Source organism: Pantoea sp. X-Soil-YNGN-844, assembly GCF_059730595.1.
In genome coordinates this window covers 230,330-249,755 of record NZ_AP036007.1, presented here as the reverse complement: position 1 = coordinate 249,755, position 19,426 = coordinate 230,330, and the positions used below count along the sequence as shown (strand labels likewise).

13 protein-coding genes, 2 tRNA genes and 3 rRNA genes are annotated in these 19,426 nt (G+C 55.6%); 3 read left to right on the top strand and 15 right to left on the bottom strand.

The window, feature by feature from the left end:
- Positions 1–126: 126 nt before the first annotated feature.
- From rrf to pepQ, 9 genes are all read right to left on the bottom strand, one after another.
- Positions 127–242: ribosomal RNA gene (gene rrf, locus AC6I8C_RS01065) — 5S ribosomal RNA — on the bottom strand.
- 92 nt (positions 243–334) lie between these two features.
- Positions 335–3,242 (bottom strand): 23S ribosomal RNA (locus tag AC6I8C_RS01060).
- Positions 3,243–3,450: 208 nt separating this feature from the next.
- Positions 3,451–3,526, bottom strand: a tRNA-Ala gene (locus AC6I8C_RS01055).
- 142 nt (positions 3,527–3,668) lie between these two features.
- Positions 3,669–3,745, bottom strand: a tRNA-Ile gene (locus AC6I8C_RS01050).
- Between the two features lie 73 nt (positions 3,746–3,818).
- Positions 3,819–5,358: ribosomal RNA gene (locus AC6I8C_RS01045) — 16S ribosomal RNA — on the bottom strand.
- Together the 16S, 23S and 5S rRNA genes with 2 tRNA genes alongside form the textbook arrangement of a ribosomal RNA operon.
- Positions 5,359–5,768: 410 nt before the next feature.
- The gene (hemG, locus tag AC6I8C_RS01040) at positions 5,769–6,302 is read right to left on the bottom strand and encodes a menaquinone-dependent protoporphyrinogen IX dehydrogenase (RefSeq protein WP_497821374.1); all 534 of its coding nucleotides are present in this window, start codon (positions 6,300–6,302) and stop codon (positions 5,769–5,771) included.
- Positions 6,303–6,319: 17 nt separating this feature from the next.
- Positions 6,320–7,771 carry a Trk system potassium transporter TrkH gene (gene trkH / locus AC6I8C_RS01035; protein WP_497821373.1) on the bottom strand — a complete coding sequence of 484 codons (1,452 nt, stop codon included), beginning with the start codon at positions 7,769–7,771 and terminating at the stop codon, positions 6,320–6,322.
- Positions 7,772–7,803: 32 nt separating this feature from the next.
- A complete protein-coding gene (locus AC6I8C_RS01030) occupies positions 7,804–8,421 on the bottom strand; it encodes an IMPACT family protein (RefSeq protein WP_497821372.1) in 618 nt (205 codons plus the stop codon).
- On the bottom strand, positions 8,421–9,752 hold the full coding sequence (gene pepQ, locus AC6I8C_RS01025) for a Xaa-Pro dipeptidase (RefSeq protein WP_033734842.1): 1,332 nt from the start codon (positions 9,750–9,752) through the stop codon (positions 8,421–8,423). Before pepQ ends, AC6I8C_RS01030 begins: the two co-directional genes overlap by 1 nt.
- 187 nt (positions 9,753–9,939) lie before the next feature.
- Here pepQ and fadB point away from each other — a divergent pair, with 187 nt between their 5' ends.
- A complete protein-coding gene (fadB, locus tag AC6I8C_RS01020; protein ID WP_497821371.1) occupies positions 9,940–12,123 on the top strand; it encodes a fatty acid oxidation complex subunit alpha FadB in 2,184 nt (727 codons plus the stop codon).
- Between the two features lie 10 nt (positions 12,124–12,133).
- Positions 12,134–13,297, top strand: a complete 1,164-nt coding sequence (gene fadA / locus AC6I8C_RS01015; RefSeq protein ID WP_497821370.1) for an acetyl-CoA C-acyltransferase FadA — start codon at positions 12,134–12,136, stop codon at positions 13,295–13,297.
- Between the two features lie 70 nt (positions 13,298–13,367).
- Here the strand turns inward: fadA and fre are convergent, their stop codons facing one another.
- The 3 genes from fre to pepE all read right to left on the bottom strand — a co-directional run bounded on the left by fre (position 13,368) and on the right by pepE (position 16,401).
- Positions 13,368–14,069, bottom strand: a complete 702-nt coding sequence (gene fre, locus AC6I8C_RS01010) for an NAD(P)H-flavin reductase (RefSeq protein ID WP_008926461.1) — start codon at positions 14,067–14,069, stop codon at positions 13,368–13,370.
- A 41-nt stretch (positions 14,070–14,110) separates the two neighbouring features.
- Positions 14,111–15,595, bottom strand: coding sequence for a 4-hydroxy-3-polyprenylbenzoate decarboxylase (gene ubiD, locus AC6I8C_RS01005; protein ID WP_497821369.1), 1,485 nt, complete (start codon positions 15,593–15,595; stop codon positions 14,111–14,113).
- Positions 15,596–15,675: 80 nt separating this feature from the next.
- Positions 15,676–16,401, bottom strand: a complete 726-nt coding sequence (pepE, locus tag AC6I8C_RS01000; RefSeq protein ID WP_497821368.1) for a dipeptidase PepE — start codon at positions 16,399–16,401, stop codon at positions 15,676–15,678.
- A 206-nt stretch (positions 16,402–16,607) separates the two neighbouring features.
- On the opposite strand from pepE, the gene rfaH reads away from it, so the two are divergent.
- The gene (rfaH, locus tag AC6I8C_RS00995) at positions 16,608–17,096 is read left to right on the top strand and encodes a transcription/translation regulatory transformer protein RfaH (protein ID WP_497821367.1); all 489 of its coding nucleotides are present in this window, start codon (positions 16,608–16,610) and stop codon (positions 17,094–17,096) included.
- Here rfaH and tatD read toward each other — a convergent pair.
- From tatD to tatB, 3 genes are all read right to left on the bottom strand, one after another.
- Complete coding sequence (gene tatD, locus AC6I8C_RS00990) at positions 17,093–17,875, bottom strand: 3'-5' ssDNA/RNA exonuclease TatD (protein ID WP_497821366.1); 783 nt, start codon at positions 17,873–17,875, stop codon at positions 17,093–17,095. The two genes, rfaH and tatD, sit on opposite strands and share 4 nt — an antisense overlap.
- A gap of 88 nt (positions 17,876–17,963) precedes the next feature.
- Entirely contained in the window at positions 17,964–18,722 is a 759-nt protein-coding gene (tatC, locus tag AC6I8C_RS00985; protein WP_497821365.1) for a Sec-independent protein translocase subunit TatC, read from the bottom strand.
- On the bottom strand, positions 18,722–19,423 hold the full coding sequence (gene tatB, locus AC6I8C_RS00980; protein ID WP_370417391.1) for a Sec-independent protein translocase protein TatB: 702 nt from the start codon (positions 19,421–19,423) through the stop codon (positions 18,722–18,724). The genes tatC and tatB overlap by 1 nt, the downstream gene beginning before the upstream one ends.
- Positions 19,424–19,426: the final 3 nt, after the last annotated feature.

The following is a 19,426-nucleotide window of genomic DNA, read 5'->3' as shown; positions in this document are numbered from 1 at the left end:
GGCCGTAGTTTACCGTATCAGAGAGGGGTTCTCAGGCTGTTTTCGGAGTTTATGGTGCGGTTTTTCACGATCTGCAGACGTAAAAAAGCCCCGCACTCTCGTGCGGGGCTTCTTCACTTATTTAATGCCTGGCAGTTCCCTACTCTCGCATGGGGAGGCCCCACACTACCATCGGCGCTACGGCGTTTCACTTCTGAGTTCGGCATGGGGTCAGGTGGGACCACCGCGCTAAAGCCGCCAGGCAAATTCTGTCTCCGCGCCGCCACAGGGGCCGCGCAGAATATCCGGTAACAAAGCTGAAAATCGTGTCTCTCAAAAACGCCTCTGGCGTTGTAAGGTTAAGCCTCACGGGTCATTAGTACCGGTTAGCTCAACGCATCGCTGCGCTTACACACCCGGCCTATCAACGTCGTCGTCTTCAACGTCCCTTCAGGACCCTCAAGGGGTCAGGGAGAACTCATCTCGGGGCAAGTTTCGTGCTTAGATGCTTTCAGCACTTATCTTTTCCGCACTTAGCTACCGGGCAATGCCATTGGCATGACAACCCGAACACCAGTGGTGCGTTCACTCCGGTCCTCTCGTACTAGGAGCAACCCCCCTCAATTCTCCAGCGCCCACGGCAGATAGGGACCGAACTGTCTCACGACGTTCTAAACCCAGCTCGCGTACCACTTTAAACGGCGAACAGCCGTACCCTTGGGACCTACTTCAGCCCCAGGATGTGATGAGCCGACATCGAGGTGCCAAACACCGCCGTCGATATGAACTCTTGGGCGGTATCAGCCTGTTATCCCCGGAGTACCTTTTATCCGTTGAGCGATGGCCCTTCCATTCAGAACCACCGGATCACTATGACCTGCTTTCGCACCTGCTCGAGCCGTCACTCTCGCAGTCAAGCCAGCTTATGCCATTGCACTAACCTCACGATGTCCGACCGTGATTAGCTGACCTTCGTGCTCCTCCGTTACTCTTTAGGAGGAGACCGCCCCAGTCAAACTACCCACCAGACACTGTCCGCAGCCCGGATCACGGGCCTACGTTAGAACATCAAACATTAAAGGGTGGTATTTCAAGGTTGGCTCCACGCAGACTGGCGTCCGCGCTTCAAAGCCTCCCACCTATCCTACACATCAAGGCTCAATGTTCAGTGTCAAGCTGTAGTAAAGGTTCACGGGGTCTTTCCGTCTTGCCGCGGGTACACTGCATCTTCACAGCGAGTTCAATTTCACTGAGTCTCGGGTGGAGACAGCCTGGCCATCATTACGCCATTCGTGCAGGTCGGAACTTACCCGACAAGGAATTTCGCTACCTTAGGACCGTTATAGTTACGGCCGCCGTTTACCGGGGCTTCGATCAAGAGCTTCTCCTTGCGGATAACCCCATCAATTAACCTTCCGGCACCGGGCAGGCGTCACACCGTATACGTCCACTTTCGTGTTTGCACAGTGCTGTGTTTTTAATAAACAGTTGCAGCCAGCTGGTATCTTCGACTGGCTTCGGCTCGGGGAGTAAATCCCTCCACCTACGCGCCAGCGTGCCTTCTCCCGAAGTTACGGCACCATTTTGCCTAGTTCCTTCACCCGAGTTCTCTCAAGCGCCTTGGTATTCTCTACCTGACCACCTGTGTCGGTTTGGGGTACGATTCTGTGTTACCTGATGCTTAGAGGCTTTTCCTGGAAGCTGGGCATTTATCACTTCAGCACCGTAGTGCCTCGTCGTCACGCCTCAGCGTTAATAAGGGACCGGATTTACCTGGACCCTCCGCCTACACGCTTAAACCGGGACAACCGTCGCCCGGCTGATATAGCCTTCTCCGTCCCCCCTTCGCAGTAACACCGAGTACAGGAATATTAACCTGTTTCCCATCGACTACGCCTTTCGGCCTCGCCTTAGGGGTCGACTCACCCTGCTCCGATTAACGTTGAACAGGAACCCTTGGTCTTCCGGCGAGCGGGCTTTTCACCCGCTTTATCGTTACTTATGTCAGCATTCGCACTTCTGATACCTCCAGCATGCCTCACAGCACACCTTCGACGGCTTACAGAACGCTCCCCTACCCAACAACACATAGTGTCGCTGCCGCAGCTTCGGTGCATGGTTTAGCCCCGTTACATCTTCCGCGCAGGCCGACTCGACCAGTGAGCTATTACGCTTTCTTTAAATGATGGCTGCTTCTAAGCCAACATCCTGGCTGTCTGTGCCTTCCCACATCGTTTCCCACTTAACCATGACTTTGGGACCTTAGCTGGCGGTCTGGGTTGTTTCCCTCTTCACGACGGACGTTAGCACCCGCCGTGTGTCTCCCGTGATAACATTCCTCGGTATTCGCAGTTTGCATCGGGTTGGTAAGCCGGGATGGCCCCCTAGCCGAAACAGTGCTCTACCCCCGAGGATGAGTTCACGAGGCGCTACCTAAATAGCTTTCGGGGAGAACCAGCTATCTCCCGGTTTGATTGGCCTTTCACCCCCAGCCACAGGTCATCCGCTAATTTTTCAACATTAGTCGGTTCGGTCCTCCAGTTAGTGTTACCCAACCTTCAACCTGCCCATGGCTAGATCACCGGGTTTCGGGTCTATACCCTGCAACTTAACGCCCAGTTAAGACTCGGTTTCCCTGCGGCTCCCCTATACGGTTAACCTTGCTACAGAATATAAGTCGCTGACCCATTATACAAAAGGTACGCAGTCACCCCCATAAAGAAGGCTCCCACTGCTTGTACGTACACGGTTTCAGGTTCTGTTTCACTCCCCTCGCCGGGGTTCTTTTCGCCTTTCCCTCACGGTACTGGTTCACTATCGGTCAGTCAGGAGTATTTAGCCTTGGAGGATGGTCCCCCCATATTCAGACAGGATACCACGTGTCCCGCCTTACTCATCGAGCTCACAGCACGTGTGCTTTTGTGTACGGGAGTATCACCCTGTACCCTGCGACTTTCCAGACGCTTCCACTAACACACATGCTGATTCAGGCTCTGGGCTGCTCCCCGTTCGCTCGCCGCTACTGGGGGAATCTCGGTTGATTTCTTTTCCTCGGGGTACTTAGATGTTTCAGTTCCCCCGGTTCGCCTTGCAGCACTATGTATTCATGCTGCAATGATGCACAGAGTGCACCGGGTTTCCCCATTCGGACATCGACGGCTGTAGCGGTTCATATCACCTTACCGTCGCTTTACGCAGATTAGCACGTCCTTCATCGCCTCTGACTGCCTGGGCATCCACCGTGTACGCTTAGTCGCTTAACCTCACAACCCACAGGCGTTTTTCAACGCTGCAAGCTGCAAGCATTTGAGAGACTCGAACGCATCGTATTTTTCATTCTTATTACGGAGAATGAAAACGACACGTCGTTTCAATTTTCAGCTTGTTCCGGATTGTTAAAGAGCATAATACTTCGCAGCACACCGTTGCCGGTACGCTCTGAAGTATTCAGAAAAAACAGTTAAAACGGTATGGTGGAGCTAAGCGGGATCGAACCGCTGACCTCCTGCGTGCAAGGCAGGCGCTCTCCCAGCTGAGCTATAGCCCCATACAGTTACTGCAGAGACCACTACTACCACTCAACCGAGTACACTTCGTGAGAAATGCAATTCGTGCTCAGGCAAGGCATGTCTTCGCGAAGCATAGTGAACTATGCGAGCCGGAGACATAACGCAGCGTGAGTGCGAATTTGGTAGGCCTGAGTGGACTTGAACCACCGACCTCACCCTTATCAGGGGTGCGCTCTAACCACCTGAGCTACAAGCCTGTAGAGGTTTTTTCTGCTCGTTACTTTTTATCAGACAATCTGTGTGAGCACTGCGCGGGAAGGTATCTTCAGGTAAGGAGGTGATCCAACCGCAGGTTCCCCTACGGTTACCTTGTTACGACTTCACCCCAGTCATGAATCACAAAGTGGTAAGCGCCCTCCCGAAGGTTAAGCTACCTACTTCTTTTGCAACCCACTCCCATGGTGTGACGGGCGGTGTGTACAAGGCCCGGGAACGTATTCACCGTGGCATTCTGATCCACGATTACTAGCGATTCCGACTTCACGGAGTCGAGTTGCAGACTCCGATCCGGACTACGACGCACTTTGTGAGGTCCGCTTGCTCTCGCGAGGTCGCTTCTCTTTGTATGCGCCATTGTAGCACGTGTGTAGCCCTACTCGTAAGGGCCATGATGACTTGACGTCATCCCCACCTTCCTCCGGTTTATCACCGGCAGTCTCCTTTGAGTTCCCGACCGAATCGCTGGCAACAAAGGATAAGGGTTGCGCTCGTTGCGGGACTTAACCCAACATTTCACAACACGAGCTGACGACAGCCATGCAGCACCTGTCTCACGGTTCCCGAAGGCACTAAGGCATCTCTGCCAAATTCCGTGGATGTCAAGAGTAGGTAAGGTTCTTCGCGTTGCATCGAATTAAACCACATGCTCCACCGCTTGTGCGGGCCCCCGTCAATTCATTTGAGTTTTAACCTTGCGGCCGTACTCCCCAGGCGGTCGACTTAACGCGTTAGCTCCGGAAGCCACTCCTCAAGGGAACAACCTCCAAGTCGACATCGTTTACGGCGTGGACTACCAGGGTATCTAATCCTGTTTGCTCCCCACGCTTTCGCACCTGAGCGTCAGTCTTTGTCCAGGGGGCCGCCTTCGCCACCGGTATTCCTCCAGATCTCTACGCATTTCACCGCTACACCTGGAATTCTACCCCCCTCTACAAGACTCAAGCCTGCCAGTTTCAAATGCAGTTCCCAGGTTAAGCCCGGGGATTTCACATCTGACTTAACAGACCGCCTGCGTGCGCTTTACGCCCAGTAATTCCGATTAACGCTTGCACCCTCCGTATTACCGCGGCTGCTGGCACGGAGTTAGCCGGTGCTTCTTCTGCGGGTAACGTCAATCGGTGCGGTTATTAACCGCACCGCCTTCCTCCCCGCTGAAAGTACTTTACAACCCGAAGGCCTTCTTCATACACGCGGCATGGCTGCATCAGGCTTGCGCCCATTGTGCAATATTCCCCACTGCTGCCTCCCGTAGGAGTCTGGACCGTGTCTCAGTTCCAGTGTGGCTGGTCATCCTCTCAGACCAGCTAGGGATCGTCGCCTAGGTGGGCCATTACCCCGCCTACTAGCTAATCCCATCTGGGTTCATCCGATAGTGAGAGGCCCGAAGGTCCCCCTCTTTGGTCTTGCGACGTTATGCGGTATTAGCCACCGTTTCCAGTGGTTATCCCCCTCTATCGGGCAGATCCCCAGACATTACTCACCCGTCCGCCACTCGTCACCCAAGAGCAAGCTCTCTGTGCTACCGTCCGACTTGCATGTGTTAGGCCTGCCGCCAGCGTTCAATCTGAGCCATGATCAAACTCTTCAATTTAAGTTTGATTTGCTGCAACAAGTGCAGCGATGCTCATCTGTAAAACGTCATAATGAATTTCATTATGTGTTCACTCGTGAGGCTTTGATATTTTGCTGCGTCCGGAGACGCTGATATCAATCCTGCGAGTGCCCACACAGATTGTCTGATAAATTGTTAAAGAGCAGTGCGAACAGTGCGTTAGCGTCCTGTCGCGAGGTGGCGTATATTACGCTTTCCTCCTGCAGAGTCAACTTCTTTCTCAGAAGTTTTTCTCCGGCGGCGCAGTCTCCTGTGCCTCTCAACCCGTTTCCCGTTGCCGGTGTTCCGTGTCGATGGAGGCGCATTATAGGGAGTTCGCGCGGGCTGACAAGTGTTTATTACGAAAAGATTATCGTTCGCAGTAATTTTCATCAAATCGCGCTATTTCGCTACGATTTGCCTGGTAACTGTGCAAAATCATTGGCAAAAGTGCGTACCTGCTGCCAGTCCGTGTATTCCACTTCTTTCGTTGAATCTGTCTCACCACCGGTCATACGCATAATCAGCTGAATCATGACGCGATCGAACCAGCGATAGCGCGGATAATAAAGTGCGCCCGCGAACACGGCACAGCAATCGGGTTGCCACGGCGAGCTGGCCAGGAACTTCTGCGTATAGGCGTTAGTTTCAGGCGAACGTTTCTCCGGTTTCCGCGCCGTCAGGTTCACCGAAAAGAAACCGCTGGTACGCTGCTGCAATTCCTTGAGGTGCTGCTTAACGAACTTATCGACGACCGGCTGGAAATGGCCGTAGCGGATCGAGGCGCCAATCAGCACGCGATCATACTGCGCCCAGTCCGGCAGAGTGGCATCCTGGATGTCCAGCACATCACATGGTTGCTGCTGACGGATCACCTCAGCAATAGAAGAGGCAATCTTCTTTGTTTGTCCGTCGCGAGTGGAATAGAGAATCAGCGCTTTCATGTCAGCATCCTTATTAATTATTCACGCCAGAAAGTAGGCGTGAACAGTACCAGCAAGGTAAATACCTCGAGACGCCCGAACAACATGGTAGAAATAAGAATCCATTTCGCCACGTCATTCATTGAAGTGAAGTTATCGGCCACAACCCCTAAACCCGGCCCGAGGTTGTTGAGCGTCGCGGCAACCGCAGCAAAAGCCGAGAAGTCATCGACACCGGTGGCGATGATCGCCAGCATGCTGACCAGGAACACCAGTGCATAGGCCGAGAAGAATCCCCAGACGGCTTCAAGGATACGTTCCGGAAGCGCCCGATTACCCAGCTTAATGGTGTAGACCGCATTCGGGTGAACCAGACGCTTAAGCTCACGGTTACCCTGCTTGCATAACAGCAGAATGCGAATCACCTTCAGGCCACCGCCGGTTGAACCGGCACAGCCGCCAATAAAGGCTGAGCACAACAGCAGCACCGGCAGGAACAATGGCCAGCGTGCGATGCTGTCGGTCGTGAATCCCGCCGTCGTTGCCATGGAAACGACCTGAAAGAAGGCCTGATTCAGCGTCTGCCAGCCGCTGGCATAGACATTGTGGAACCAGAGCACCAGCGTGCAGATCAACACCAGCGTCAGCTGAACGCTAATGAACATGCGGAATTCCGGGTCGCGCCAGTACACGCGCAAATTACGTCCGCTTAACATGGCAAAGTGCAGGCCGTAATTACAGCCTGAGATCAGCAGAAACACCGCCACGATGGTATTGATAGTGCCACTATGAAAATAGCCGATGCTGGCATCGTGGGTAGAAAAGCCGCCAATGGCGATGGTTGAGAAGCTGTGACCGATAGCATCAAACGCCGGCATGCCCGCCAGCCACAATGCTAGCGCACAGGCCACCGTCAGCAGAACGTAGATCAGCCAGAGTGTCTTGGCCGTCTCGGCGATACGTGGCCGCATCTTGTTATCTTTTAACGGACCCGGCATTTCAGCGCGATAGAGCTGCATGCCCCCGACGCCCAGAATCGGCAGTATCGCCACCGCTAACACGATAATCCCCATACCGCCCAGCCACTGGAGCATCTGCCGATAGAAGAGAATCGCCTTGGGCAACGAGTCCAGCCCCACTAGCGTGGTGGCACCGGTCGTTGTCAGGCCCGAGAACGATTCAAAGAACGCATCCGTCACCGAAAGGTGCGGCTGCTCGGCAAAGATAAAGGGCATGGCCCCTACGCTGCCCAGCACCGTCCAGAAGAGGACGACGATCAGGAACCCTTCGCGCGGTTTGAGTTCGGTTTTCTTTTTACGATTCGGCCACCACAGCAGCGAGCCAATCACCAGCGCCATCATAAAGGTCTGGCTAAACGCCCGCCCCGCCCCATCGCGATAAATGAGGGCGACCAGACCGGGCAAAATCATCGTCACTGAAAAGAGGATCACCAGCAGACCGACTATGCGGGTAATGGCGCGAAAGTGCATTCAGCCGTTCCTTTAAATAATAGAGATGAACATCAGGGTGTGAGCGGGATCAGCGATAACGCGCCCCGACTAAAGTCTGACAGATTTTTTTTGAATCCGTCGATTTGTCCGTAAGGTACAGCCAGCGTCAATGCAATGCGATCCTGAAACTGACTGTCGGTCACCTTACCGTCGAAACGCTGAACCAGCCGTTCAATATCGCTGAGCTGTGGATAGTCGCATTGCAAGGTGAATAGCTTCATCGGTACTTTGCGCTGCCGTGGCAGCAGCTTAAGTCCCTGCTGGACCCCACCGCCATAGGCTTTTACTAAGCCGCCGGTTCCCAGCATGATGCCGCCGTAATAACGCACGACGACGGCGGTAATCTCGCCAATATCTGCGCCCATCAGCTGCGCAAGCATCGGTTTGCCGGCCGTGCCCGAGGGTTCCCCATCATCAGAGAAGCCAAGCTGCTGGGAATCATTCGGTGCGCCCGCGACCCACGCCCAGCAGTGATGCCGGGCAGCGGGATGGTCGCTTTTCACCTGCTGGACAAACGCGCGTGCCGCCTCAGCGCCTTCGGTGTGTGCCAGAAGCGTAATGAAGCGACTCTTTTTGATCGTCTCCTCACTGCTGCTGACTGGCACAGCCGGAATATCAAAAGCGTCCATCAGGCCAGATGCAGATCGCGCGTCATATTCTCAACGCGATGCGCATGGATCACCACGTTGTCCTCGATACGAATCCCGCCATAAGGCCGAAGCGCATCGATAGCCTGCCAGTTAAAGTGCTGACTGAAACGGCCCGCACGCAGCGGCGCCAGTAATGAGTCAATAATATAGAAGCCCGGCTCGATGGTTAAGACCATGCCCGGTTGCAGCACGCGGGTGCAGCGAAGATAAGGATATTGCGCGGGCGCGGCCAGATGGGTGCCCTGATCATCCTGCATAAAGCCAGCCACGTCATGCACCTGCAGACCCAGCGGATGTCCCAGACCATGTGGCATAAACGGACCGGTCAGATCTTCAGCCACCAGCGCTTCTTCGCTAATCCCCTGCACCAGCTCAAACTTCAGCAACATCTTCGCAATACGCTGGTGCATCTGAAGATGATAATCGGTGTAGCGCACGCCCGCTTTCAGCGTAGCGATCAGCGCCAGCTCTTCCGCGTTCATCGCCTCAACCATTCTGGCATAGAGCGAACTGCTCTGCGCCGCATAGCTGCGGGTTAAATCGGCGGCATAGCCAAGATACTCAGCACCGGCATCAATCAAAAAGCTGTGGCGTTTCGCCGGTGGCTGATGATCCAGCCGGGTGTAGTGCAGCACCGCAGCGTGTTCATTCAGCGCGATGATATTGCCGTAAGGCACATCAGTATCGCGATGCCCGGTTGCGGTCAGATAGGCCTGGTTGATATCGAACTCGCTTAAGCCTGCAGAGAATGCCTCTTTCGCTGCGCGATGACCCGCAACCGCCAGCTTCTGCGCCTGGCGCAGGCAGGCAAGTTCATAATCTGTTTTGATGCTGCGATGGAAATGCAGGAAGTCAATCACCGCTTTCGGATTGATATTGCCGGAAGTGATACCGAGCTGAGCCGCACGTGCGTTAACCGGGCCGATATAGGCGACGTTATCGCGCTGTGCAGGCAGCAGTTGCGCAATCTCATCGGCATTTTTCAGGCCGATAACCTCAACATCTCCGGTCCAGAAGCTGTCCGGCAACGGTTCAACGTTGTGCCAGTAATCCACCGGAGAGTAGAACCACAGTTTCGGTTTGTTCACCCCGTCAATCCACAGCCAGCAGTTGGGCACCTGCGTTACCGGCACCCAGGCCTTGAACTGCGGATTTACCTTAAACGGATAGGTGTGGTCATCCAGAAACACCGTCAACAATTCACCGGAATGGATCAACATCGCATCCAGTTTATTGCGTGCCAGCACCTGCTGCGCCCGTTGTTGCAACGTGGCGATATGCGCGTGATACAAGGTCTTCAGTGAATCCATTGACGTCTCTCCAGTGTCGCGAAATGGCCGCAAGTTTAGCATACCCCTTGTGCAGATGCCGAAGTCGGCGCAGCTGTGATCTTGTTAGCAAATAAGCAAAGAGCAGTTTGCAAATAATTAACATCGCTCCCACACTCACGATCATCTGGTATGACCAGATCACCTTTCGCGGTTTCAGGAGACGCACATGCTCTACCAAGGCGCTAACCTTACTCTTCACTGGCTGGACGATGGCATCGCCGAGCTGGTTTTTGACGCTACAGGCTCGGTCAATAAGCTCGATACGCAAACGGTCGCCAGTCTGGGCGAGGCGATTGCGGTGCTGGAACAGCAGCCAGAACTGCGCGGCCTGCTGCTGAGCTCCGCTAAACCTGCTTTTATTGTGGGCGCGGATATCACCGAGTTCCTTTCTCTGTTTGATGCACCCACCGAAAAACTGAGTCAGTGGCTGAGCTACGCCAACAGCATCTTCAACCGTCTTGAAGATTTACCGGTGCCAACCCTGGCCGCTATTGACGGCTATGCGCTGGGTGGTGGATGCGAATGTGTACTGGCAACCGATCTGCGTATCGCCACCGCTGACGCGCGCATTGGCCTGCCGGAAACAAAACTCGGCATCATGCCCGGATTTGGCGGCAGCGTGCGACTACCGCGCCTGCTGGGTGCCGACAGCGCGCTGGAAATTATTGCAGCGGGTAAAGATGTGGATGGCAATGCCGCCCTGAAACTCGGTCTGGTCGATGCGGTCGTGGCGCGTGAGAAATTGCGCGAGGCGGGGATCACCATGCTTAAGGCCGCTGCCGCAGATGACAGCTGGCGCGCACGCCGTGCACCGAAACTGGCACCGCTGAAACTCAGCCCGATTGAAGCGGCGATGAGCTTCACGATTGCGAAAGCGATGGTGCTGCAGACCGCAGGTAAACACTATCCCGCTCCGCTGATGGCCGTAAAAACGATTGAAGCGGCGGCCAGCCTGGGTCGTGATGATGCGCTGAAACTTGAAACGGCGGCGTTTGTGCCGCTGGCGCAGTCTGATGAAGCCCGCGCACTGGTCGGCATCTTCCTCAACGACCAGTACGTTAAAAGTCTGGCGAAAAAGCGCGGCAGCGAAAGCGGCGTACCGGCTCAGGCAGCCGTACTGGGCGCGGGCATTATGGGTGGCGGCATCAGCTATCAGTCGGCCTGGAAAGGTGTGCCGGTCAGAATGAAAGACATTAATCCGCAGGCGTTAACGCTGGGGATGAATGAAGCCAGCAAGCTGCTCAATAAGCTGCTGGAGCGCGGCAAAATCGACGGCAGTAAACTCGCCAGTGTGATCGCCACTATTCAGCCCACCCTGGATTACGCCGGTTTTGACCAGGCCGATGTGGTGGTGGAAGCCGTGGTCGAGAATCCGCTGATCAAGGCCAAAGTGCTGGCGGAAACCGAACAGCATCTGCGTCAGGATGCGATTCTGGCTTCCAATACCTCAACCATTCCTATCACCCAGCTGGCGCAGGCGCTGCAGCGCCCGGAAAACTTCTGTGGCATGCACTTCTTCAATCCGGTGCCGCGTATGCCGCTGGTTGAAGTCGTTCGTGGCGAGAAAACCAGTGAAGCGACACTGAGTAAAGTGGTGGCATGGGCCAGCAAAATGGGCAAAACGCCTATCGTGGTGAATGACTGCCCCGGCTTCTTTGTGAACCGGGTACTGTTCCCCTACTTCGCTGCTTTCAGCCTGCTGCTGCGCGACGGCGCTGATTTCCGTCAGATTGATAAAGTGATGGAAAAACAGTTCGGCTGGCCGATGGGGCCGTCATGGTTGCTGGATGTGGTGGGCATCGATACCGCGCACCACGCACAAAGCGTGATGGCCGATGGTTTCCCGGATCGTATGAAGCATGACTATCGCGATGCGATAGACCTGCTGTTTGATGCCGGTCGTTTTGGTCAGAAAAATGGCAAAGGCTTCTGGCGCTGGGAAGAGGATAAAAAGGGCAAGCTGAAGAAAGTGCCGGATGCTGAAGTGGATACGCTGCTGCAACAGGTCTGTCAGCCCGCGCGGGCCTTCAGTGATGAAGAGATCCTGAACCGTATGATGCTGCCGATGCTGAATGAAGTCGTGCGCTGCCTGGAAGAGAAGATTATCGCCTCGCCAGCAGAAGCGGATATGGCGCTGGTCTATGGTCTCGGCTTCCCGCCGTTCCGTGGCGGCGCTTTCCGCTACCTTGATACCCTGGGCAACAGCAATGTGGTCGATCAGGCCCGGCGCTACAGCGCACTTGGTGGCCTGTATGCCCTGCCTGCGCTGTTGGTGCAGAAAACCCATCAGCATGAAAGCTGGTATCCCGCCGCCAAACCGATTGATGAAGCCGCGCTGAAAAGCGCCTGAGGGCAAGAAGATGGAAAATGTGGTGATTGTTGATGCGGTGCGCACGCCAATGGGACGTTCAAAAGGCGGAGCCTTTCGGAACGTGCGCGCTGAAGATCTTTCTGCGCACCTGATGCGCGAAATCCTGAGCCGCAACCCGGCGGTAAACCCGGCATCCCTCGACGATATCGTCTGGGGCTGCGTACAGCAGACGCTGGAACAGGGATTTAATATCGCGCGTAACGCCGCGCTGCTGGCCGAAATCCCGCACTCTGTGCCGGCCACGACCGTTAACCGGCTGTGTGGTTCGTCAATGCAGGCGCTGCACGATGCGGCCCGCGCCATTATGGTCGGCGATGCGCAGTGCTGCCTGATTGGCGGTGTGGAGCATATGGGACACGTGCCGATGAATCACGGCGTCGACTTTCATCCCGGCCTGGGTCGCACCGTCGCTAAAGCTGCGGGCATGATGGGCTTAACCGCCGAGATGCTGGCGCGTATGCATCATATCAGCCGTGAGCAGCAGGATGCGTTCGCCCTGCGTTCGCACCAGCGCGCATGGCAGGCCACACAGCGCGGGGACTTCGCAACGGAAATTGTCGCCACCTATGGTCACGACAGCGACGGCATTCTTAAGCGCTATGATTTCGATGAGGTGATCCGCGAGGAGACCAGCGCCAAAGGTCTGGCGGCACTCAAACCCGCCTTCGATCCGGTGAATGGCACCGTCACAGCGGGTACGTCGTCGGCCCTGTCCGATGGCGCGGCTGCCATGCTGATTATGAGTGAATCACGCGCCCGTGAACTAGGGCTGACGCCACATGCACGTATCCGCAGCATGGCAGTGGTCGGCTGTGATCCGTCGATCATGGGCTACGGACCGGTTCCGGCCAGCAGACTGGCATTGAAACGGGCGGGACTGAGCGTCAGTGATATCGACGTGTTTGAGCTGAATGAAGCCTTTGCCGCGCAGACCCTGCCCTGTATTAAAGACTTAGGTTTGCTGGAACTGATGGATGAGAAGGTCAATCTGAATGGCGGCGCGATTGCTTTAGGTCATCCGCTGGGCTGTTCCGGCGCACGCATCAGCACCACATTACTGAACATCATGGAACGCCGCGATGCCCGTTTTGGCCTTGCCACCATGTGCATCGGACTGGGCCAGGGGATCGCGACCGTATTCGAGCGTCTTTAATACGTTGAGTCTTACTTTGTCAGATTTACCCGCCGTTGATCGGCGGGTTTTTTCTGGCTGCTACCTGGAATCAGATAAAGGCAAATGCATCACCATACATCTGTGATTCTACGGCGCCACGCTCGGCACAGAAACGATCGCGGGCAATCTTCGCCATCTCAAAACGTCCGGCGATGTAGATCTCATGCTCACTCAGCGTGCTGAAGTCCTGCATCACTGCGGTCAGTACCGTACCAGAACGGCCCTGCCAGCCTGCTTCAGGCTGCTCGACTACCGGGATCACCTTCAGGTTCGGGTGCTTCACGGCCAGCGCATCCAGCTCATCCATATCGTACAGATGCTTAAGCTCACGTCCGCCCCAGTAAATGGCGATGTCGCGCTCTGGCTGTTCCGCCAGTGCGGTCAGCAGAATCGAACGGGCATAGGAGAAACCGGTGCCGCCTGCAATCAGGATCAGCGGTTTGGTGCTCTCTTCACGCAGCCAGGCATCGCCATGCGGCATATCAACCGTGATCTGGCGATCGTTACGGATGCGGTCCATTACGGCCATGGCATAGAGATTCAGATCGGACGCGCCGATATGCAGCTCGATAATATCTTTTTCCATCGGCGTTGAGGCCAGCGAGAACGGACGCTTGTCGCGCTCATCCATCACTACCATCAGATACTGTCCCGCGCGAAAACTGAATTCCGCTTCAGGGATCAGGCGAACGCGATAGACCGTGTCGGTAATCGCCTCAACCGAAGTTACTTTACAGCTTAACGTTGTCATGCGTTCCCTCTGTCGGGTCGTCTTTATGGTTGTGCTCGCCATCAACGCTGTGGCGGCTGATCAAAAATACCTAGCTCATCCCAGATAGCATCAATGCGCGCGGTGACCGCCGGATCTTTAACGATGGGTGAGCCCCATTCACGCTGCGTTTCACCTGGCCACTTATTGGTCGCATCCATCCCCATTTTCGACCCCAGCCCGGAAACAGGCGAGGCGAAATCGAGATAATCGATCGGGGTATTTTCCACTAAAACCGTATCCCGGGCCGGATCCATACGGGTGGTAATGGCCCAGATCACGTCGTTCCAGTCACGCGCATTAACATCATCGTCACACACAATAACAAATTTGGTGTACATGAACTGCCGTAAAAACGACCAGACGCCAAACATGACACGTTTGGCATGCCCGGCGTACTGCTTTTTAATCGTTACGACCGCCAGCCGGTATGAGCAACCTTCCGGTGGCAGATAGAAGTCCACGATCTCCGGGAACTGCTTCACCAGGATTGGCACCAGCACTTCATTCAGCGCTACACCCAACACCGCAGGCTCATCCGGCGGCCGGCCGGTGTAGGTGGAGTGATAGATAGGCTTATGGCGCTGCGTAATATGTGTCACGGTAAACACCGGGAAGCTATCTACTTCATTGTAGTAGCCGGTGTGGTCGCCGTAAGGTCCTTCTGGCGCCATATCGCCCGCTTCGATATACCCTTCCAGTACGATTTCCGCACTGGCCGGCACTTCGAGATCGTTCGACAGGCACTTTACCACTTCGGTTTTATTGCCGCGCAGCAACCCGGCAAACGCATATTCTGACAGCGTGTCAGGCACCGGCGTGACGGCACCGAGAATGGTGGCGGGATCGGCACCCAGCGCTACCGAGACCGGAAAACGCTCACCCGGATGCGCTTTCGTCCACTCCAGATAATCGAGCGCGCCACCACGGTGCGACAGCCAGCGCATAATCAGACGGTTTTTGCCGATCACCTGCTGTCGATAAATGCCAAGATTCTGCCGCTCTTTATGCGGGCCGCGCGTCACTGTCAATCCCCAGGTAATCAGCGGTGCCGCATCGCCAGGCCAGCACTTCATCACCGGAATGCGCGTCAGATCGACTTCATCGCCGCTGAACACCTCTTCCTGACAGGGTGCATTGCGCAGGCGTTTGGTCGGCATGTTCAGGACCTGCTTAAACTGCGGCATCTTATCGAACAGATCGCGGAAGCCTTTTGGCGGCTCCGGCTCTTTCAGGAAGGCCAGTAGTTTACCCACTTCACGCAGTGCGCTGACTTCCTCCTGGCCCATGCCCATGGCCACGCGCTTTGGCGTGCCGAACAGATTGCACAGCACCGGCATGTCGTACCCTTTCGGGTTCTCAAACAGCAGAGCGGGGCCACTGGCACGCAGGGTGCGGTCGGCAATTTCGGTCATTTCCAGTTCAGGATCGATCGACTGGGTAATGCGCTTTAGCTCACCGCGCTGTTCGAGCAGCGCGAGAAAGTCTCTTAAATCGTGATATTTCATGCGGCTTTAGCTTTCCGGCCAGAGTGAGTCGGCCATTATAGGTCTGATTACACGGAGTTGCTGAGGTTTATACGGCCGCCTCATACGCACTGAAAGGGAACCAGCGGTTGTAACGCACGGGCATCGTGATACCCCTGAATCGGCTTGTCATGGCGAAACAGTTTAAAATCTTCGTTACGCACGCTGTGATAACGCAGCTGGTTGTCATGCAGGTGCAGAAAACTGCCTTCACGCAGCGCAATGACCGACTCGGCAGGGTTAACTGCACAGAACTCCGCCAGGCGTTCATCGCGGGTTTCGCCCATATGGCCGCTGACGCTGGCATCCAGATAGTGGGGATTGATCTGCACCGGAAAGAGGCCCAGCGCAGGTAACACCACGCTGCTGCGTACCGGCATATCGTTAGTGGTACGGATTGAGGGCGTTGCCACGTTGCAGCCTGCGCTCCAGCCGACATAGGGTACCTGCCGCTCCCGCACCGCGCGCTGAATCGCTCCGATCAGACCCTGTTCATGCAGCATCTGATTCAGAAACCAGGTGTTGCCACCGCTGACTAAAATCAGCTCTGCCTGGGCAATTGCATCAGCTGGCGAAGCGAATGCCTGAACCCGCTCCACCTGAATTCCCAGAGAAGCGCTGAGCTCGGCAGCACGTTGCTGCTGGTCGCCACGAATAATTGCGTAGGGGATCAGTACCGCCGAGCGGATAGCGCGTCGGGCGATCATGGCGTGCAGCTGTGGCTGCGCATAGCCCAGCAGCGGCGCATCATCGGCCAGCCTGCCATTGCTCAACAGAAAGAGTTCCATCAGAGGATCCTTGTGCAGATGTGATGGTCATCGAGTCTGATACAGAGCAATAGCCGACGTCAATTACCCATCTATGCTTTTACCGCCATCCGGCAGGTTAGGAAAAGTCTCAGTTTATTTTCGCTGGGGGGCGCTTTACCCTGCCCCTGCGCTATAACTCTGGCAGCAGGTTTGCTATTCTTAGCGTCCATTCAATGGGAGCCGTTATGGAAGCCTGGTACTTACTCTATTGCAAACGTGGACAGCTATTGCGCGCGAAGGAGCATCTGGAGCGGCAGGAAGTGCATTGCCTCAGTCCAATGATCGCTCTGGAAAAAATCGTGCGCGGCAAACGCACCACGGTGAGTGAGCCACTGTTCCCAAATTATCTGTTTATCGAATTCGATCCGGAAGCGATTCACACCACGACGATTAGCAGTACACGCGGTGTCAGTCACTTCGTGCGCTTTGGCACCACGCCCGCAACCGTGCCATCGGCGGTGATAGAAGCGCTGGAAACCGACGTTCCGCAAATCCTGCTTGACCCTGAGACACCACAAAGCGGCGATGAAGTCGTCATCACCGAAGGGACGTTTGAAGGGCTGCGCGCCATTTTTGCCGAGCCGGATGGTGAAACGCGCTCGATTCTGTTGCTGAATCTGCTGAATAAGCAGGTGATGCGCAGCGTCGACAACAAGCAGTTCCGTAAGATTTAAGCCAGTCTGAACAATGTCCGCGCATTCTGATCGATGCGGGTCGCCAGTTCCTCAGCACTCTCGCCCCGCCATGTCGCCACCTGATTAACAATATGCGGTAAAAAGCAGGGTTCGTTCCGGCGTGAGGTCGGGCGCGGACGCATGTCGCGTGGCAGCAAATAAGGCGCATCCGTTTCCAGCAGCAGCCGATCAGCCGGAATCAGCGGCAGCAGCTCGCGCAATTCCAGCCCACGACGCTCATCGCAAACCCAGCCGGTAATCCCCACCGATAATCCCATCGCCAGACAGGCTTCCAGCTCATCACGCGTGCCGGTAAAGCAGTGGATCACCGCACCAGCCAGTTTCGGCAGCCAGGGTTCAAGTACCGCGGCGAAACGGGCATGGGCTTCACGGCAGTGCAGAAATACCGGCATGTTGAGTTCGGCCGCCAGCGCCAGCTGCGCGTCAAACGCATACTCCTGCTGCTCATGCGCCGACAGGTTGCGGTTGAAATCGAGCCCGCACTCACCGATAGCTACCACTTCCGGTTTTTCAGCCAGGCGACGCAGGGTACTGGCGATTTCCGTGGACCATTCGCTGGCATGGTGAGGATGAACGCCCGCAGTAGACCAGCAGAAGCCGGATTGAGCTTCAGCCAGTCGCTGAGCCTGCTGGCTCTCCAGCGCGTTAGTGCCGGTAATAAGCATGCCGGTGACGCCCGCATCACGCGCGCGTTTAACCACCTTTTGCCGGTCGGAGGCGAATTGCGTGCTGGTCAGGTTTACACCGATATCAAACATAATATTTCCCACTGTTTATAAACAAAAACCGCCCATCAGGGCGGTTTGGAGTGAACGCTTCCCGCCAGTGCGGGTAAGGCTGTCAGCATCAGGCGTCGGTGTTCTCTTCCCCATCCTGTAAGCGTCGGCCTTTACCCACGTAGTACCGGGAAAAGAATACGCCGACTTCAAACAGGCAGTACATCGGAATAGCGAGCAAAGTTTGGGAAAAAACATCCGGCGGAGTGAGCAACATCCCGACCACGAAGGCACCCACCAGAATATAAGGGCGCTTCTTCTTCAACTCTTCCGGGCTGGTGATCCCGGTCCAGCACAGCAACACAATCGCTACCGGCACTTCGAACGCCACGCCAAATGCCATAAACAGCGTCATGACAAAATCGAGGTACTTAGAGATATCCGTTGCGACGGTGACGCCAATCGGTGCGGTCTTGGTGAAAAAACCAAATGCCAGTGGGAAGACCACGAAATAGGCAAAGGCCACGCCGAAATAGAACAGGAAGGTGCTGGAAAAGAGCAGCGGCATAACCAGCTTACGCTCATGCCGGTAGAGCGCCGGGGCGACAAACGCCCAGACCTGATAGAGGATCACCGGCACCGCAAGAAACACCGACACAATAATGGTCAGTTTAATCGGGGTGAAAAACGGTGAGGCCACATCGGTCGCGATCATGCTGGAGCCAACCGGCATCTGGCTGATCAACGGTGCCGCGACCAGCTGATAGATGTCATTGGCGAAGTAAACCAGCACCAGGAAAATCGCTAATACAGCGAGAATGCAATTCAGTAGTCGCTTACGCAGCTCAATCAGATGACTGATGAGCGGTTGAGTATCTTCAACGGCCATTATCGTTCATCACTTGCAGAAGGGGAGGCTGCGGGATTACGCGCAGAATCTGCCGGTCTGGCAACATCACTCGCAGGCGCCTGAGCCGGAGCGCTGGCCACAGCGGCAGGTGCGGCAGAGGATTGCACAGCCGGAGCGGATGAAACCGCGGATGGAGCCTGTGCCGGAGCCGTGGCGACTGCGGCAGGTGCCGCAGAAGGTTGCACGGCCGGACCTGAATCGGAAACCGCAGCGGGAGCCTGTGCCGGGGCACTGGCCTGATGTTCTGCGCTAGCCGGCGTTGCCGAAGGCTCAACCGGGCCAGGTTCAGATGCCTGCACCGTCTCAGAAGCCGCCTGAGGTACATGCCTGTGCTGAGCCGAATGAATGGTGTTCGCCTCGTCTTCCTCTTTTTCAATGTCGATGCTCTGACTGACCGAGCGTTTCATTGAATCCGCGGTTTTACGCAACTCTTCCATTGACTCTTTCAGTTCAGGGGAGAGCGTGCCGCGGCCCGCTTCTTCCACCTTTTTCAGGCTCTCCTGCAACTCCTGCAGCTTGAGCTCCTGCGCCAGTTCATGTTGTACATTGGCTGCCAGCGAGCGAATCGCCCTGATCCAGCCGACCACGGTTTTCACCGCAACCGGTAAACGTTGCGGGCCGAGAACAATCAGCCCGATAACGAACACCAATACCAGTTCACTAAAACCAATATCGAACACGGT

Excerpts from the sequence above, each read along its gene's own strand:
- hemG (WP_497821374.1), bottom strand. The coding sequence starts at position 6,302 with ATGAAAGCGCTGATTCTCTATTCCACTCGCGACGGACAAACAAAGAAG.
- trkH (WP_497821373.1), bottom strand. The coding sequence starts at position 7,771 with ATGCACTTTCGCGCCATTACCCGCATAGTCGGTCTGCTGGTGATCCTC.
- AC6I8C_RS01030 (WP_497821372.1), bottom strand. The coding sequence starts at position 8,421 with ATGGACGCTTTTGATATTCCGGCTGTGCCAGTCAGCAGCAGTGAGGAG.
- pepQ (WP_033734842.1), bottom strand. The coding sequence starts at position 9,752 with ATGGATTCACTGAAGACCTTGTATCACGCGCATATCGCCACGTTGCAA.
- fadB (WP_497821371.1), top strand. The coding sequence starts at position 9,940 with ATGCTCTACCAAGGCGCTAACCTTACTCTTCACTGGCTGGACGATGGC.
- fadA (WP_497821370.1), top strand. The coding sequence starts at position 12,134 with ATGGAAAATGTGGTGATTGTTGATGCGGTGCGCACGCCAATGGGACGT.
- fre (WP_008926461.1), bottom strand. The coding sequence starts at position 14,069 with ATGACAACGTTAAGCTGTAAAGTAACTTCGGTTGAGGCGATTACCGAC.
- ubiD (WP_497821369.1), bottom strand. The coding sequence starts at position 15,595 with ATGAAATATCACGATTTAAGAGACTTTCTCGCGCTGCTCGAACAGCGC.
- pepE (WP_497821368.1), bottom strand. The coding sequence starts at position 16,401 with ATGGAACTCTTTCTGTTGAGCAATGGCAGGCTGGCCGATGATGCGCCG.
- rfaH (WP_497821367.1), top strand. The coding sequence starts at position 16,608 with ATGGAAGCCTGGTACTTACTCTATTGCAAACGTGGACAGCTATTGCGC.
- tatD (WP_497821366.1), bottom strand. The coding sequence starts at position 17,875 with ATGTTTGATATCGGTGTAAACCTGACCAGCACGCAATTCGCCTCCGAC.
- tatC (WP_497821365.1), bottom strand. The coding sequence starts at position 18,722 with ATGGCCGTTGAAGATACTCAACCGCTCATCAGTCATCTGATTGAGCTG.